Genomic DNA, 14,976 nt, shown 5'->3' with positions numbered 1-14,976 from the left:
TGTTCGTCCGGGCCTGACGGCCCGCCGAAGCGTTTACACGCACTTTGGCTACATTGGCACGTCGCGATGCTGTCGGAGACTGTGCGTACTGATCAGAGCACCGCGATGGTAGGCGAGCACCCCCAGTATAGGGAAAGCGACCCTGCCAAGCGCACATCTGTGACAACGTCTGACGTTCCCGTGATGTTCCCTCCCAGACGGTTGCGGAGCCCATGGCCTAGAATTGAGAGGTACCCAGTAGTTGAGGAGCAATGGACGTCGCCACACACACGTCTGCCGAGACACGGACGATCGGATTCCGTCGTAAAGCAGCCGCATACTTTTCTCTGACCAAGCCTCGCGTGATGGAGCTTCTGCTGGTCACGACGGTTCCCGTCATGATCTTGGCCGAAGGCGGCATCCCCAACGTCTGGCTCATCATCGCCACTGTCATCGGAGGCGCGATGAGCGCCGGATCTGCGGGTGCATTCAACTGCTATATCGATCGGGACATCGACCGATATATGAAGCGGACTGTGAATCGCCCGCTTGTCACGGGGGAGCTGACGCCGCGTGAGGCGCTCGTGTTCTCGTGGACCCTGGCGATCGCCTCAACGGTGTGGCTCGCGCTCACAACGAACCTGCTCGCAGCAGGGCTCTCGGTATTGGCTATCTTCTTCTACGTATGCGTCTACACGCTGTGGCTGAAGCGTCGAACCGAGCAGAACATCATCTGGGGCGGAATCGCCGGATGCTTCCCCGTACTGATCGGCTGGTCAAGCGTTACCGGCTCCCTCGACTGGGAGGCGTGGATTCTCTTCGCTGTGGTCTTCCTGTGGACTCCGCCGCATTACTGGCCGCTTTCCATGAAGTACCGCTCGGATTACAAGGAAGTGGGCGTTCCGATGCTCGCTGTCGTCCGCGGCCGCGCCGTCGTCGGGCTTCAGACGATCCTCTACGCGTGGGCGACCGTCGCCTGCTCGCTCCTGCTGATCCCGATCGCGCCGATGGGAATCACCTACACCTCGATCGCCCTGGTCGCGGGCGGATGGTTCGTCTACGAGACACACCGCTTGTACAACAAGGCAATCCGGGAGGAGGATGCGTCGCCGATGCGTGTCTTCCACGGGTCGATCACCTACCTGTCGCTGCTCTTCCTCGCGGTCGGCGTCGATCCACTTCTGCCGTTCTGACCGAACCCCATACGGAAATCGGGCCCTCCGCACTCGCGGAGGGCCCGATTCTTCGTTTCTGCGCAGATCAGACGGTCTCTGCCACTGGCTTCTTGAGGTTGAAGATCACGGCCGACATGAACGCTGCGAGCACGCACGCAAGCACCATGTGGCTACCCACCAGAATCTCCGGCAGCCCCATCCGGGACTGCGTGACGCCGATGATGATCTGGAGGCCCTGAACAATGACGAGCCAGGTGAGCCAGGGCCGTGGAGGAGTGATTCCGCGAGTCCACGCCGCCACGAAGAGCACGAGAGTGAGCGCCAGCATGACGTATGCGGGCCACGAGTGCACGTGCTGCATGATCTCCGGTGGAAGGTTGTTGCGCGCGGCACCCTGATCGCCGGCGTGCGGCCCCGAACCGGTTGTCAGGATGCCGATGATGACCGACACCGCGACGAAGAAGGACGCGACGTGTGTGAGTCCGGCGAACCAGCCCGGCACTGCGAGCTCGCGCGGCCCCGGCTCCGTGTACACGCGCATCACGAGCACCGCTCCGAGAACCACCAGAACGACGCTCAGAACGAAGTGCAGGCCAACGACGTAGGGGTTGAGGTCTGAGAGGACGGTAATGCCGCCGACGGCAGCCTGGAGAAGCACGCTGCACGCGGGGATAAGTGCGAGAACGAAGAGATCCCGGCGCTCCTTCCGGTACTTGATGACGCAGAGCAGCGCGAAGATCGCGATGATCTGGAGGACGAAGAACAGCGTTCTGTTGCCGAACTCGATGACTCCGTGGATTCCCATCTCGGGCGTCGTGACGAAGGACTCCGCCGTGCACTTAGGCCACGTGGGGCAGCCGAGGCCGGACGCGGTCAGACGTACGGCGCCGCCGGTCCCCACGAGGACGGTTTGGAAGATGACGTTCAGCCATACCGCGAGACGCACGCGGCGGTCATCCGCATTGTCGGGCAACCACCGCCAAAAACGGTGGAAGATATTGACACTGCCCGCCTCACGGGATTCTGGCTGGCGTCTGGAGGACACACTGCTCACTTTGAGTTCCTGACTGTACGCGTCGGGGAGGCGCCCCGGCTTGAGTGTCGGCTGAGTTCATAGCGCTTTGGCCGATACAACCTGTAGAATTGCATTGTTCAAGTAATCAACTCGAAGACTGCGCGACGTTCGCAGTTTCGATGACGTCACGAACAATTGTAGGTTCACGCGGATGCGAACCACATTTCCTCGCTTTCTGCTCTGCAGACTGTGAGGTCAGGCCGTGAACAGAGATCCTGTTTCTTAGCGGTAAGAGAGGTAGATATGTCAGATGTTCTGATCGACCGCCCGGAACTCGAGAGCCTTGGCGTCTACGAGTTCGGCTGGAGCGATTCAGACGAAGCCGGAGCATCAGCCCGTCGTGGCCTGAACTCCGACGTCGTCACCGACATCTCGCGGCTCAAGAACGAGCCCGAGTGGATGCTGAAACGCCGGCTCAAGGCACTCCAGCTCTTTGAACGCAAGCCGATGCCGTCGTGGGGCGCTGACCTCTCTGAGATCGACTTCGACAACATCAAATACTTTGTTCGGTCCACCGAGAAGCAGGCCACCTCATGGGAAGAGCTTCCGGACGACATCAAGAACACCTACGAGCGACTGGGCATCCCCGAGGCCGAGCGCAAGAGCCTCGTGGCCGGCGTCGCCGCGCAGTACGAGTCCGAGGTCGTCTATCACCAGATCCGTGAGGACCTCGAGAGCCAGGGTGTCATCTTCATGGACACCGACACTGCGCTCCGCGAGCACCCGGAGTTCTTCGAGGAGTACTACGGAACCGTGATTCCGGCGGGCGACAACAAGTTCGCAGCGCTCAACACGGCCGTCTGGTCGGGAGGCTCGTTCGTCTACGTACCGCCGGGGGTCCACGTCGACATCCCGCTGCAGGCGTACTTCCGCATCAACACGGAGAACATGGGCCAGTTCGAGCGCACGCTCATCATCGCCGACGAGGGCAGCTACGTGCACTACATCGAGGGCTGCACGGCGCCCATCTACAAGTCCGACTCGCTTCACTCGGCAGTCGTTGAGATCATCGCGAAGAAGAACGCGCGCGTCCGGTACACGACGATCCAGAACTGGTCGACCAACGTGTACAACCTCGTGACCAAACGCGCGATCGCTGAAGAGGGTGCGACCATGGAGTGGGTCGATGGCAACATCGGCTCGAAGGTCACCATGAAGTACCCGTCGATCTATCTCACGGGCGAGCACGCGAAGGGCGAGACGCTCTCGGTCGCGTTCGCGGGCCCTGGTCAGCACCAGGATGCTGGCGCGAAGATGATCCACATGGCTCCGTACACGCAGTCATCGATCGTCTCGAAGTCGATCGCGCGCGGCGGAGGCCGTGCAGGGTACCGTGGCGAAGTCCGCGTCGACCCATCTGCACACCACTCCTCCAACTCGGTGGTCTGTGACGCCCTGCTGGTCGACACGATCTCCCGATCCGACACCTACCCAGCCATCGACATCCGCGTCGACGATGTCCAGCTTGGACACGAGGCGACAGTGTCGAAGGTCAGCGAAGAGCAGCTCTTCTATCTCATGAGCCGCGGTCTCGAGGAGACAGAGGCCATGGCGATGATCGTGCGCGGCTTCATCGAGCCGATTGCGCGCGAACTCCCCATGGAGTACGCACTCGAGCTCAACAAACTCATCGAGATGGGCATGGAAGGATCCGTCGGCTAACAATGACAGTCACAGACACCACAGCAGCTTCGGCTCAGCCTGGTCAGCACGGTTTCAAGGAGCACTCGGACGGCGGCTGGGGACTCGTCCCCGTGCAGACCCGTTCCGAGCGGTTCCGCTCGACGAACGTCGAGGATTTCGCTGCGCTGACAGGCCGAGAGGCCGAGTGGCGATACACCCCGGTTGAGCGTCTGACGGCGCTGAGCGAGGGAGAGCTCGACGGCGGCGAATACGAGATCGCAACGACAGATGTCGAGGGCGTCAGCGTCGAATGGATCGACATGGACGACGCTCGGATCGGGCAGGCTGGCATGCCGGAGGATCGCCCGGCCGCTAACGCCTGGACCCAGACGAAGAAGGCCTACGCGGTCACGATCTCTGGTGAAGAGGCGAAGACGGTCACGATCGAGCGCAGCGCACTCGGCTCCGATGCTCGCGCCGCGCACACGGTCATCACCGCCAAGCCGAACAGTCAGGCGCTTCTGATCCTCAAGAACACCGGTGACGCTCTGCTCGCCGAGAACCTTGAGATCAACGTCGAGGAGGGCGCACAGCTCACGGTCGTGAGCGTTCAGTGGTGGGAGGACTCGGCTCTCCAGCTGAGCTCGCACTTCTCGCGCATCGGCCGTGACGCACGCCTCAAGCACGTTCTCGTCACGCTCGGAGGAAGCCTCGTCCGTGTGAATCCCTCGCACCACCTCGCGGAGCAGGGCTCGGACATCGAGGCGCTCGGTCTCTACTTCGCCGATGCCGGGCAGCACCTGGAGCACCAGGTCTACGTCCACCACGACGCTCCGTATTCCCGCAGCCGCGTCACCTACAAGGGCGCACTGCAGGGCGAGGGAGCGCACACGGTGTGGATCGGCGACGTCCTCATCGGCCCGGACGCGACCGGAACCGACAGCTACGAGCAGAATCGCAACCTCGTCCTCACCGACGGCACGCGAGCCGACTCGGTGCCGAACCTCGAGATCGAGACCGGAGATATCGCCGGCGCAGGACACGCGAGTGCAACGGGTCGATTCGACGACGAGCAGCTGTTCTATCTGCAGGCTCGCGGCATCCCCGAGGACGAGGCTCGTCGTCTCGTGGTCCGCGGATTCCTCACGGAGATCATCCAACAGATCGGCGACGCTGACCTGCAGGAGAGCCTCGAGGCGGCAGTCGAGCAGGAGCTCGCCAGCACAGCGATCACTGGGGGAGCGCGCTGACGTGGCATCCCAGAAAGCATTCGACCTCAGCGAGCTGAACGTCGACGAGGCGAAGCGCTGCGTGCTTGACGGCGTGCCGATCGCCGTCGTCCTCGATTCCGCGGGCGACGTACACGCGATCGGCGATACGTGCACTCACGGAGACATCTCGCTATCAGAGGGATTCGTCGAAGACGGGACCCTCGAGTGCTGGGCTCACGGTTCGCAATTCTCCCTCACGACGGGTAAGCCGCTCACTCTGCCGGCCTACGAGCCCGTTCCCGTGTACTCCGTCGAGATCATCGACGGCGCCATCTTCATTGACCCGAACGTAACGAAAGAGATTTAGTCCATGTCTGTACTTGAGATTCGCGACCTGCACGTCAGCGTCGAGACCGACCAGGGCACCAAGCCCATCCTCCGCGGCGTCGACCTGACGATCAAGAAGGGCGAGACGCACGCCATCATGGGGCCGAACGGCTCCGGCAAGTCGACCCTCGCCTACACGATCGCCGGTCACCCGAAGTACACCGTCGACTCCGGGAGCATCACGCTCGACGGAGAGAACGTCCTTGAGATGTCGGTCGACGAGCGCGCTCGTGCGGGCCTCTTCCTCGCAATGCAGTACCCCGTCGAGATCTCCGGCGTGACGGTGACGAACTTCCTTCGCACCGCCAAGACGGCAATCGACGGCGAGGCTCCCGCCGTCCGTGGCTGGATGAAAGACGTCAAGCAGGCCATGCAGAACCTGCGTATGGACACCAGCTTCGCGGCGCGCAATGTGAACGAGGGCTTCTCCGGCGGTGAGAAGAAGCGCAACGAGATCCTGCAGCTCGAGCTGCTCAAGCCGGAGTTCGCTGTTCTCGACGAGACGGACTCCGGACTTGACGTGGATGCTCTCCGTGTTGTGTCTGAGGGCGTCAACCGCGCGAAGGAGAACACCGGTCTCGGCATCATCCTGATCACGCACTACACGCGCATCCTTCGCTACATCAAGCCTGACTTCGTGCACGTGTTCGTCGCGGGTCGCATTGCCGAAGAAGGCGGCCCCGAGCTGGCGGATCGCCTTGAGGAAGAGGGCTACGATCGCTTCCTGACCGAAACAGCCGTATCATAACAGTATGGTTACAACGCTCAGCCCTGAAAAGTTCGACGAGGTCGAAGAGGCCCTGAAGGACGTCATGGACCCTGAGCTCGGCGTCAATGTCGTCGATCTGGGGCTCATTTACGACCTCAGCTGGGATGACGAGACCGATTCGCTCATCATCCACATGACCCTTACGAGTGCTGGCTGCCCGCTCACAGACGTGATCGAACAGCAGATTGGCGAAGCACTCGAGGGCGTCATGGATTCATACCGCATCAACTGGGTATGGATGCCGCCGTGGGGACCGGAGCGAATCACCGACGACGGGCGCGACATGATGCGCGCTCTCGGATTCGCCATCTAGCTCACTCATCGCATTGTGGCTCGGACCTACAGGTCCGAGCCACAATGCTGTCCGTCATGATGCCCGAAGTGGCAGAAAGTGAACTCTCGTGCTCAACGTGCAAGATCTGGAGATCCGCGTCGGCGCCCGCGTGCTGATGCAGGATGTGAGCTTCCGCGTGCAGCCGGGGGACAAGATCGGTCTCGTCGGGCGAAACGGCGCCGGAAAGACCACCCTCACGAAGGTGTTGGCGGGCGATCTGCTTCCGTCGAACGGAACGGTGGAACGCTCAGGTGAGCTCGGTTACCTACCCCAGGACCCGCGCTCCGGAGACCCAGAGGAAACAGCTCGCACGCGCATCCTCAATGCCCGCGGCATCGGCGACCTCGTTCTCGGTATGCGCCGCGCGACCGACGCTATGGCGAGTGAGGATGCCTCCGCCTGTGAGGCCGCAATGAAGAAGTACAGCCGCCTCGAGGAACGATTCCACGTTCTCGGCGGCTACGCGGCCGAGGCCGAAGCCGCATCCATCGCCAGCAATCTCAATCTTCCCGATCGAATCCTCGATCAGAAACTCAAGACGCTCTCGGGCGGTCAGCGCCGGCGCATCGAGCTCGCCCGCATCCTGTTCTCCGATGCCGAGATGATGATCCTCGACGAGCCGACCAACCACCTCGATGCGGATTCCATTGTGTGGCTGCGGGAGTTTCTCAAGTCGTACAAGGGCGGCTTCATCGTCATCAGCCACGACATCGATCTCGTCGGCGAGACGGTGAACCGTGTTTTCTACCTCGACGCCAACCGGACTGTCATCGACATCTACAACATGTCGTGGCGCAACTACCAGCGCCAGCGTGAGGCCGACGAGGAGCGCCGCAAGAAAGAGAGGGCGAACGCAGAGAAGAAGGCGACGGCGCTCCAACAGCAGGCCGCTCGCTTCGGAGCCAAGGCGACGAAGGCGGCAGCCGCCCACCAGATGGTCGCCCGCGCAGAGAAGCTCCTGGCCGGACTTGAGGATGTGCGCCAGGCCGATCGGGTCGCGAAGCTCAGGTTTCCCACACCCCAGGCCTGCGGACGCACGCCGCTCATGGGCACGCACCTCAGCAAGAGCTACGGCTCGCTCGAAGTATTCAGCGCGGTCGATCTCGCGGTCGACCGCGGATCGCGGGTTGTCATTCTGGGGCTCAATGGTGCTGGCAAGACGACCATGCTGCGCATTCTCGCGGGCGTCGACGCACCCGACACGGGGACGATCGAGGCCGGTCACGGACTGCGCATCGGCTACTACGCGCAGGAACACGAGACGATCGACGTTGCGCGGAGCGTTCTGCAGAACATGATGTCGTCGTCACCGAGTCTGACCGAGACTGAGGCGCGCAAGGTGCTCGGCTCGTTCCTCTTCACAGGGGACGATGTCCATAAGCCGGCAGGCGTCCTCTCGGGCGGGGAGAAGACGAGGCTCGCTCTCGCCATGATCGTCGTGTCCGGCGCGAACGTGTTGCTGCTCGACGAGCCGACGAACAACCTCGACCCCGCGAGCAGACTCGAAATCCTCGATGCGCTCGCGCACTATGAGGGTGCAGTGATCTTGGTGAGCCACGACGAGGGCGCCGTCGAAGCCCTCAACCCGGAACGCGTGCTCATCATGCCCGACGGTGTCGAAGATCTCTGGACCAAGGACTACGCGGAGCTCATCTCGCTCGCGTAGCGTACACCGTCAGAGCACCGAGTCGAGGATCTCATCTTCGGCGTCGGCATCCGTCTTGCGCTCGCGTCGGCGTTGCTCGCGTTTCTCGAGCTTCGCACGCACCTTGGGGTCGTCGGCGTTGTGCGCGAGATATTCCTGACGCGCCGCGTAGCCCAGGAAGGCGAACGCCAGCACTGCGAACAGCACCCATTGAATCGCGTAGGAGAGATGCATCCCCTCATTGATCTCTGGCTGCAGAGCCGGGAGCGGACGCGCTTCAGCTGGCGCGGGATGCTCCGACATGAGAAGCCCGTAGGCCGCTGTGTAGCTCTCGCCGTCGACGCGCGAGGCCAGATCAGGAAGGTGCACCGTTGCAATCTGTCCGTTGCCCGCGCTACGTCCTGGCAGCTCCGGTTCGCCGGGCTTGAGGCGTGCGGTAACGCTGACTTCGCCCTCGGGGGGAGCGGGCACGTGGTCGGGGAGGTCCTGAGCGCTTCCCGTCGGCACCCACCCGCGATCCACCATGAAGATCAGGCCGGAATCGAGCTTCAGGGGCGTGATCACCTCAAAGCCAGGCTGACCTGATCGCGGTCGGTTCCTGACCAGAACCTGCTCATCCGCCAAGTACTCACCCGCCATCGTCACCGGTTGGTACTCACGGGAGGCTTCGAAAGCGCCAGCAGTCGGAACAACCTCCGCGAGTGGGAGGGGATCAGCATCCCAGTTGCTCGTGATGAGGTTCTGGATGTGCTCCTTCTCGTGAAGCCTATTGACCTGCCAGTTCGAGAGGAAGCCACAGGCGATGGCGAACACGGTGGCGACCGCGAGATAGCCTGTCCAGCGCCATAGAGCACGCACTTTGGCGGGACGGCCCATCAGTCGCCCTCCTCTGCGAACGCTGTGACGGATACGGGGAAGCTGCGGGCCTCAAGGAACTCGCGCAGGAAGTCGACGTGCTCGTCGCACGCAAGCCAGACCTTCTCGCGGTCAGACGAATGAATGCGCGGATTCCGCCATCCGATACGCCACATCGCAGTCTCGCGGCATCCTGCTCGCGAGCACTCGTGCACCCCGGGCTCCGCGCCGATTCCGATCATGAGTCCTCATGCCGCTCAGAGTAACCCGTGGCGTGCGGCTGTCGTGTCTCTGGGATCACGACCACACCGCCTGGACGCTCGACATCGTCACGGGTGCGCAACGGGGTGTTCGCGATGACGACTGCGAAGTAGGGGAGCACGATCGCACCAAGCGCGAAGACGAGCAGCCACCAGCCGTGGGAGAAGAGCATCAGTAGGATGCAGATCACACGGATCACCATCGCCACCGTGTATTTGACAACGCGGTGGTGGCGCTCCTGCTCGGGCGACATTCCGAGTGTGGTGATCGTGGCCTTCTTCATCCCCTTAAGACTACGTCTTTTGTATGCTCGTAAGCTGACACTGTCCGTCTCTTTCAGCGCGCTTCGGCCCTTGGTCCGAATTTCGCCCGAGTCCCACACGTACCGTCGATTGGAACAGCATGACCACGTCCCGCACTGTGCTCGTCACCGGAGGAAACCGAGGAATTGGCTACGCGATCGCCGAGCAGTTCGTGGCGGAGGGGCACCGCGTGGCCGTGACGGCACGCTCGGGTGAGGGCCCTGCAGGCTCCCTCACCGTTCGCGCGGACGTGACGGATGCCGCGAGCGTCGACGCTGCCTTCACCGAGGTCGAGTCGCAGCTCGGACCGGTCGAGGTGCTTGTCGCAAACGCGGGAATCACTCAGGACACCCTGCTTCTCCGCATGACCGAGGATGATTTCGACCGAGTGGTGGACACCAATCTCGGCGGCGCATTCCGTGTTGTGAAGCGCGCATCCAAGGGGATGCTGAAGGCCCGTTTCGGGCGGGTCATCCTCATCTCAAGCGTCGTCGGGCTCCTCGGCTCTGCGGGTCAGATCAATTACGCAGCGTCGAAGTCCGGGCTCATCGGCATGGCGCGCTCCATCACGCGCGAGCTCGGCTCGCGCGGCATCACCGCGAACGTCATCGCTCCGGGGTTCATTCAGACCGATATGACGGCCGAGCTCCCGGAGGCTACCCAGGCGGAGTACAAGAAGAGCATTCCCGCCGGCCGCTTCGCGCAGGTCGACGAGGTCGCACGGGTCGTCACTTGGGTCGCTGGCGACGACGCAGGCTACATCTCAGGTGCTGTCATTCCGGTCGATGGCGGGCTCGGGATGGGGCACTGAGGCGCTCAGCCGCGTAAGCCGAGCAACGGAAGAACATCGCTCAGATCGGTGCGCTGCAGAGCCACATCTGCGGCCGCTCGGACGGCAGGCTTGGCGTTGAACGCCACGCTCAGTCCCGCGACGGCCATCATGCGGAGATCGTTTGCACCGTCTCCAATTGCGATTGTCCGGTGCACGGGAACTCGGAAACGTTCTGCCCACTCCTTCAGCGTCTGAGCCTTCGTCTCCGCGTCGACGATGTCTCCGTCGACGGCTCCCGTCAGAGCACCACCCTCAGCGGCAAGGCGATTGGCGCGCCACACGTCTACTCCGAGTGCCTCAGCGACGGGGTCGAGCAGCTCGTGGAATCCCCCGGAGACGACTCCGACGCGCCCGCCTGCTCGCTGGACACCGGAGATGAGCGTTTCGACACCCTCGGTGGGGAGCATTCGCTTCGTCACCCGAGGAAAGACACTCACGTCCACGCCCCGGAGCGTCGCGACGCGCTCTCGAAGGCTCGCTGCAAAGTCGAGCTCGCCGCGCATCGCCCGCTCGGTGACCTCAGCGACCTGCTCACGCGTCCCCGCCTCCTCGGCGAGGAGTTCGATCGCCTCGTTTTGGATCAGCGTGGAATCCGCGTCCAGCACGACGAGGAATCTCGCGATCTCGTCGTTCTTTTCGATGTGCGCCATACTTCGTGTTCGCTCCCGTTCGCGTGACATGTTGTGAGCCCGAGGGGCACCACCCTCGATCATGGCACGGGGCGACGTCGTCTGCTCTCGAATGCCCGTGACACGAGGTTCGAAGCACGGAGCGCTGACCGGTGCGGAGCGCAAACGCCGTTAGGCTGGGGGCATGTCGACGGTTCTCGATTTCTCCGGTGTCTCGGTAGTGCGCAATGGCAAGTCAATTCTCGACGATGTGACGTGGAGCGTCGACGACTCGGAGCGCTGGGTCATCCTCGGGCCGAACGGCGCGGGCAAGACGACTCTTCTGCAGGTCGCGTCGACATTCCTGTATCCGACGCGAGGCTCGGTGACCATCCTCGAGGAGAATCTCGGGCGAGTCGACGTGTTCGATGTGCGACCGCGCATCGGCTTCGCCTCCAGCGCAATGGCCAAGCGCATCCCCTTCGATGAAACCGTTCTCAACGTCGTCATGACGGCCGCCTACTCCGTCACTGGTCGGTGGAACGAAGACTACGAGACGCTCGATCAGCGACGAGCTCACCGCGTGCTCGCGGAATGGAAGCTCGACCATCTGTCGGAGCGACGTTTCGGAACACTGAGTGACGGGGAGCAGAAGCGCGTCCAGATCGCTCGCGGCGTGATGACTGACCCCGAAATGCTTCTGCTCGACGAACCTGCGGCAAGCCTCGACCTCGGAGCCCGCGAAGAGCTCCTCGCGCTGCTGAGCGGCTACGCACAGGCCTCGGATGCGCCTGCGATCGTGATGGTGACGCACCATGTGGAGGAGATTCCCACTGGCTTCACCCACGCGCTTCTCCTCAATCACGGCGAGGCCGTCGCGTCAGGCCCGCTCGAAGAGGCGCTCACCTCCGAGACGCTGACTGAGACTTTCGGGATGCCGATCGAGCTGACGCACACGAACGGACGCTACGCCGCGCGGGCGCGATGAATCACCCGAGCATCTGGTAAAGTAGACAGCTGGCGCACGCCTCAGACTTCTCTGCACGCTTACGCGATCCGCAGATGAGCCCCTGAACTCTGTAGACATAAGGATTTCCTATGAAGACTGACATTCACCCTGAGTACGCACCGGTCGTTTTCCGCGACCTGTCGTCGGGCGCGACGTTCCTCACTCGCTCGACGGTCTCCAGCGACAAGACCATCGAGCTCGACGGTGAGACCTACCCGGTGATCGACGTCGAGATCTCGTCCGAGTCCCACCCGTTCTACACGGGCAAGCAGCGCATTCTCGACTCGGCCGGCCGCGTCGAGCGCTTCAACCAGCGCTTCAAGGGCTTCGGCAAGTAGACACAGCAACGACATCGGCCCGGTTCCGCGAGGAACCGGGCCGATGTCGTTAAGTCAGGTGCAAGGGCAACGCTGCCTCTGCGCACGTCGTCAGAGTCGAAGCGGCCATTCTCCGGACGCGACGAAGTCCGTGCGTCCGCGCTTCGTCCGCATGTACGTTTCGAAGCTCTTCGCCTGAGCATCGCACCAGCCGACCTGGAGATCGTGGAGGTCGGCGGCGGAAATGCTGAGGGCCTCGGGGAACCGCCGCGCGAGCGCCTGAGCGACCCGCCCTGCAGCCGTGGCGTCGGAGGATGCCTCGTGTGCGTCGAGCAACTCTACACCGTAGTGCGCCGCCACGATATCGAGCGTACGCTTGCCCTTTCGGTACCGGTCTACAGCCTTATCGATCACGAGTGGATCGATAACCGGCCTCGGCTCGATGATCGGTCGGATGCCATGACGTTCTGCTTCGTGCCGCAGCAGGCTGAGATCGTAGGGGGCGTTGTAGATGACAACCGGCGTTCCTGCACTGAACAGGGCGTTGAGCGCATCGACGATCTCGCCGACGACGTCGCACGAGGGCCGCCCCTCCGCCCGAGCCCGCTCGGTCGTGATGCCGTGGATGGCCGCAGCCTGCTCTGGAATCGGGACTCCGGGGTCGGCAAGCCAATCGGTGCGAGATGTGATGACTCCGTCTTTGTCGAGAACGCTCACATTCGCGCTCACGATCCTGCTCGAGGTCACGTCGATTCCGGTAGTCTCCAGATCGAAGACTCCGATCGCCTCGGCCCAATGCTGCTCGTTCATTGTCACGCTCTCACCATACGGTGCCCCACTGACACGCCCGTCGAGCCCCGCCGCACTTACTGACGCTCCGCCGGGTCCGAGATCGAGAGCCAGAAGAAGCTCTGGGTTCCGATTGTGAGCGTCACACTGCCGTCCTCGTCGATCTCGGGAAAGTCAGCACCGCCAAAGAGATCGTTGAGCTTGCAGCCAGCGAATCCCGGCAGCTGAAGTGTGGTGGATACGGCGTAGTGGGCGAAGCTGTATACGCAGAGGACTCGCTCAGGACGTGCTCCACCGGGACGTGGGTCTCCGGGGAACTCTCGAACGAACGCGAGCACCGAATCGTGGGTTCCGCTGACGACCTGCATCGTGCCGAGCGCGAATGCGGGGTGACTCTTGCGTACGTGAATGACGTTTCGGATCCAGTGAAGAAGCGAGCGCGACTGCGCCAACTGTGATTCCACGTTCACCAGCGTGTAGTTGTATACGAGCGAGCGCACGACGGGCAGGTAGAGCTTTCCTGGGTCTGCCGTCGAGAACCCGGCGTTGCGATCCGGCGTCCACTGCATCGGCGTCCGGGAAGAGTCGCGGTCCGGCAGCCAGATGTTGTCACCCATTCCGATCTCATCGCCGTAGTAGAGGAAGGGACTTCCCGGCAGGGAGAAGAGCAGTGCGTGAACCAACTCGAGCTCGGCGCGCGAGTTGTCCAGCAGCGGGGCGAGGCGACGACGGATGCCGACATTCGCACGCATCCGCGGGTCGTAGGCGTACCACCCGTACATCGCCTGCCGGTACTCCTCGCTTACCATCTCGAGTGTGAGCTCGTCGTGGTTTCGCAGGAATACGCCCCACCCGGCCCATGACGGGATCTCCGTCGTCTCAGAGAGCACGCGGACCAGTTCCTCTGCCTGCTGCGACCGAAGCGCGTAGAAGATCCGCGGCATGACGGGGAAGTCGAATGCCATGTGGCATTCCGGTTCCTCATCGGTTCCGAAGAACGCAGCGACTTCGCGCGGCCACTGGTTCGCCTCGGCGAGCATGATGCGGCCGGGATACTCGGCGTCGACGAGCGCCCGCAGCCTCTTGATGAACTCGTGGGTCTCCGGCTCGCCCTCGCCGTTGCCCTCATCCGATTCGTAGAGGTATGGGATCGCGTCGAGGCGGAATCCGTCGACCCCCTTGTCCAGCCAGAAGCGCACGATCTCGAAGATCGCCTCGTGAACTGCCGGATTGGCGTAGTTCAGGTCGGGCTGATGGGAGAAGAAGCGATGGAAGTAGAACTGGCGCCGCTCTGCGTCGAACGCCCAGTTTGAATCCTCGGTGTCGGTAAAGATGATGCGGATGTCCGGCCACTTCTCGTCTGTGTCGCTCCAGACGTAGAAGTCGCCGTAGGGGCCCTCGGGGTCGCTTCGCGACTCATGGAACCACTCGTGCTGATCGGAGGTGTGGTTGAGCGGCAGGTCGATGATGACGCGCATGTTCCGCTCGTGCGCCTTGGTGACGAGTTCTTCGAACTCGTCGATCGTGCCGAATTCGGGCAGGATCGCCCGGTAGTCGGCCACGTCGTATCCGCCATCGCGCAGCGGCGACTGAAAGAAGGGCGGAAGCCAGAGCGCATCGATCCCCAGCCACTGCAGGTAGTCGAGTTTGGAGATCAGACCTGCGAGGTCGCCTGTGCCGTCGCCGTTGCTGTCGACGAATGAGCGGACCATGACCTCGTAGAAAACGGCACGACGGTGCCAGAGCGGGTCTCGGGTGAGTCCGGGGAGTTGGATCGGAGCAGTGAACGTCACGAGGGAAACCTC

The 14,976-nt window shown here is 62.7% G+C and carries 17 protein-coding genes; 10 read left to right on the top strand and 7 right to left on the bottom strand.

What is annotated here, in order from left to right; translation table 11 throughout:
- Positions 1-251: 251 nt before the first annotated feature.
- Positions 252-1,172: a heme o synthase gene (locus ACSAGD_RS06325; RefSeq protein ID WP_437584869.1), complete on the top strand. Its 921-nt coding sequence runs from the start codon at positions 252-254 to the stop codon at positions 1,170-1,172.
- Between the two features lie 67 nt (positions 1,173-1,239).
- On the opposite strand, the gene ACSAGD_RS06320 is transcribed toward ACSAGD_RS06325, so the two are convergent.
- Positions 1,240-2,199, bottom strand: coding sequence for a COX15/CtaA family protein (locus ACSAGD_RS06320; protein ID WP_437584868.1), 960 nt, complete (start codon positions 2,197-2,199; stop codon positions 1,240-1,242).
- A gap of 273 nt (positions 2,200-2,472) precedes the next feature.
- On the opposite strand from ACSAGD_RS06320, the gene sufB reads away from it, so the two are divergent.
- The 6 genes from sufB (at position 2,473) to ACSAGD_RS06290 (ending at position 8,219) form a co-directional block, all read left to right on the top strand.
- Positions 2,473-3,891, top strand: a complete 1,419-nt coding sequence (sufB, locus tag ACSAGD_RS06315) for a Fe-S cluster assembly protein SufB (protein ID WP_437584867.1) — start codon at positions 2,473-2,475, stop codon at positions 3,889-3,891.
- Between the two features lie 2 nt (positions 3,892-3,893).
- Positions 3,894-5,102: a Fe-S cluster assembly protein SufD gene (gene sufD, locus ACSAGD_RS06310; protein ID WP_437584866.1), complete on the top strand. Its 1,209-nt coding sequence runs from the start codon at positions 3,894-3,896 to the stop codon at positions 5,100-5,102.
- Between the two features lies 1 nt (position 5,103).
- Positions 5,104-5,430: a non-heme iron oxygenase ferredoxin subunit gene (locus tag ACSAGD_RS06305; RefSeq protein WP_437584865.1), complete on the top strand. Its 327-nt coding sequence runs from the start codon at positions 5,104-5,106 to the stop codon at positions 5,428-5,430.
- A gap of 3 nt (positions 5,431-5,433) precedes the next feature.
- Positions 5,434-6,198 (top strand): Fe-S cluster assembly ATPase SufC, encoded by a 765-nt coding sequence (gene sufC, locus ACSAGD_RS06300; protein ID WP_437584864.1) that lies wholly within the window; start codon positions 5,434-5,436, stop codon positions 6,196-6,198.
- Between the two features lie 4 nt (positions 6,199-6,202).
- Positions 6,203-6,532, top strand: a complete 330-nt coding sequence (locus ACSAGD_RS06295) for a metal-sulfur cluster assembly factor (protein ID WP_437584863.1) — start codon at positions 6,203-6,205, stop codon at positions 6,530-6,532.
- A gap of 88 nt (positions 6,533-6,620) precedes the next feature.
- Positions 6,621-8,219, top strand: coding sequence for an ABC-F family ATP-binding cassette domain-containing protein (locus ACSAGD_RS06290; RefSeq protein WP_437584862.1), 1,599 nt, complete (start codon positions 6,621-6,623; stop codon positions 8,217-8,219).
- A gap of 9 nt (positions 8,220-8,228) precedes the next feature.
- Here the strand turns inward: ACSAGD_RS06290 and ACSAGD_RS06285 are convergent, their stop codons facing one another.
- Genes ACSAGD_RS06285 through ACSAGD_RS06275 form a run of 3 tightly spaced genes read right to left on the bottom strand, consistent with a single transcriptional unit; the run spans position 8,229 to position 9,597 of the window.
- Positions 8,229-9,074 (bottom strand): SURF1 family cytochrome oxidase biogenesis protein, encoded by an 846-nt coding sequence (locus ACSAGD_RS06285; RefSeq protein ID WP_437584861.1) that lies wholly within the window; start codon positions 9,072-9,074, stop codon positions 8,229-8,231.
- Positions 9,074-9,295, bottom strand: coding sequence for a hypothetical protein (locus ACSAGD_RS06280; RefSeq protein WP_437584860.1), 222 nt, complete (start codon positions 9,293-9,295; stop codon positions 9,074-9,076). Before ACSAGD_RS06280 ends, ACSAGD_RS06285 begins: the two co-directional genes overlap by 1 nt.
- The gene (locus ACSAGD_RS06275) at positions 9,292-9,597 is read right to left on the bottom strand and encodes a DUF3099 domain-containing protein (protein ID WP_437584859.1); all 306 of its coding nucleotides are present in this window, start codon (positions 9,595-9,597) and stop codon (positions 9,292-9,294) included. Before ACSAGD_RS06275 ends, ACSAGD_RS06280 begins: the two co-directional genes overlap by 4 nt.
- Positions 9,598-9,716: 119 nt before the next feature.
- Here ACSAGD_RS06275 and fabG point away from each other — a divergent pair, with 119 nt between their 5' ends.
- Complete coding sequence (gene fabG / locus ACSAGD_RS06270) at positions 9,717-10,427, top strand: 3-oxoacyl-ACP reductase FabG (RefSeq protein WP_437584858.1); 711 nt, start codon at positions 9,717-9,719, stop codon at positions 10,425-10,427.
- A 5-nt stretch (positions 10,428-10,432) separates the two neighbouring features.
- Here the strand turns inward: fabG and serB are convergent, their stop codons facing one another.
- Complete coding sequence (serB, locus tag ACSAGD_RS06265) at positions 10,433-11,098, bottom strand: phosphoserine phosphatase SerB (RefSeq protein WP_437584857.1); 666 nt, start codon at positions 11,096-11,098, stop codon at positions 10,433-10,435.
- 163 nt (positions 11,099-11,261) lie between these two features.
- Here serB and ACSAGD_RS06260 point away from each other — a divergent pair, with 163 nt between their 5' ends.
- Together ACSAGD_RS06260 and ACSAGD_RS06255 are read left to right on the top strand one after the other, a co-directional pair.
- Positions 11,262-12,044, top strand: coding sequence for an ABC transporter ATP-binding protein (locus ACSAGD_RS06260; RefSeq protein WP_437584856.1), 783 nt, complete (start codon positions 11,262-11,264; stop codon positions 12,042-12,044).
- Between the two features lie 110 nt (positions 12,045-12,154).
- Complete coding sequence (locus tag ACSAGD_RS06255; RefSeq protein ID WP_437584855.1) at positions 12,155-12,403, top strand: type B 50S ribosomal protein L31; 249 nt, start codon at positions 12,155-12,157, stop codon at positions 12,401-12,403.
- A 90-nt stretch (positions 12,404-12,493) separates the two neighbouring features.
- Here the strand turns inward: ACSAGD_RS06255 and ACSAGD_RS06250 are convergent, their stop codons facing one another.
- On the bottom strand, positions 12,494-13,192 hold the full coding sequence (locus tag ACSAGD_RS06250) for a 3'-5' exonuclease (RefSeq protein ID WP_437585125.1): 699 nt from the start codon (positions 13,190-13,192) through the stop codon (positions 12,494-12,496).
- A gap of 56 nt (positions 13,193-13,248) precedes the next feature.
- Positions 13,249-14,964 carry a maltose alpha-D-glucosyltransferase gene (gene treS, locus ACSAGD_RS06245; protein ID WP_437584854.1) on the bottom strand — a complete coding sequence of 572 codons (1,716 nt, stop codon included), beginning with the start codon at positions 14,962-14,964 and terminating at the stop codon, positions 13,249-13,251.
- Positions 14,965-14,976: the final 12 nt, after the last annotated feature.

Source organism: Paramicrobacterium salitolerans, assembly GCF_051513965.1.
Taxonomy (GTDB): Bacteria; Actinomycetota; Actinomycetes; order Actinomycetales; family Microbacteriaceae; genus Paramicrobacterium.
The sequence above is the reverse complement of the archived record's forward strand: the minus strand, read 5'-3'. Positions and strand labels throughout refer to the sequence as shown.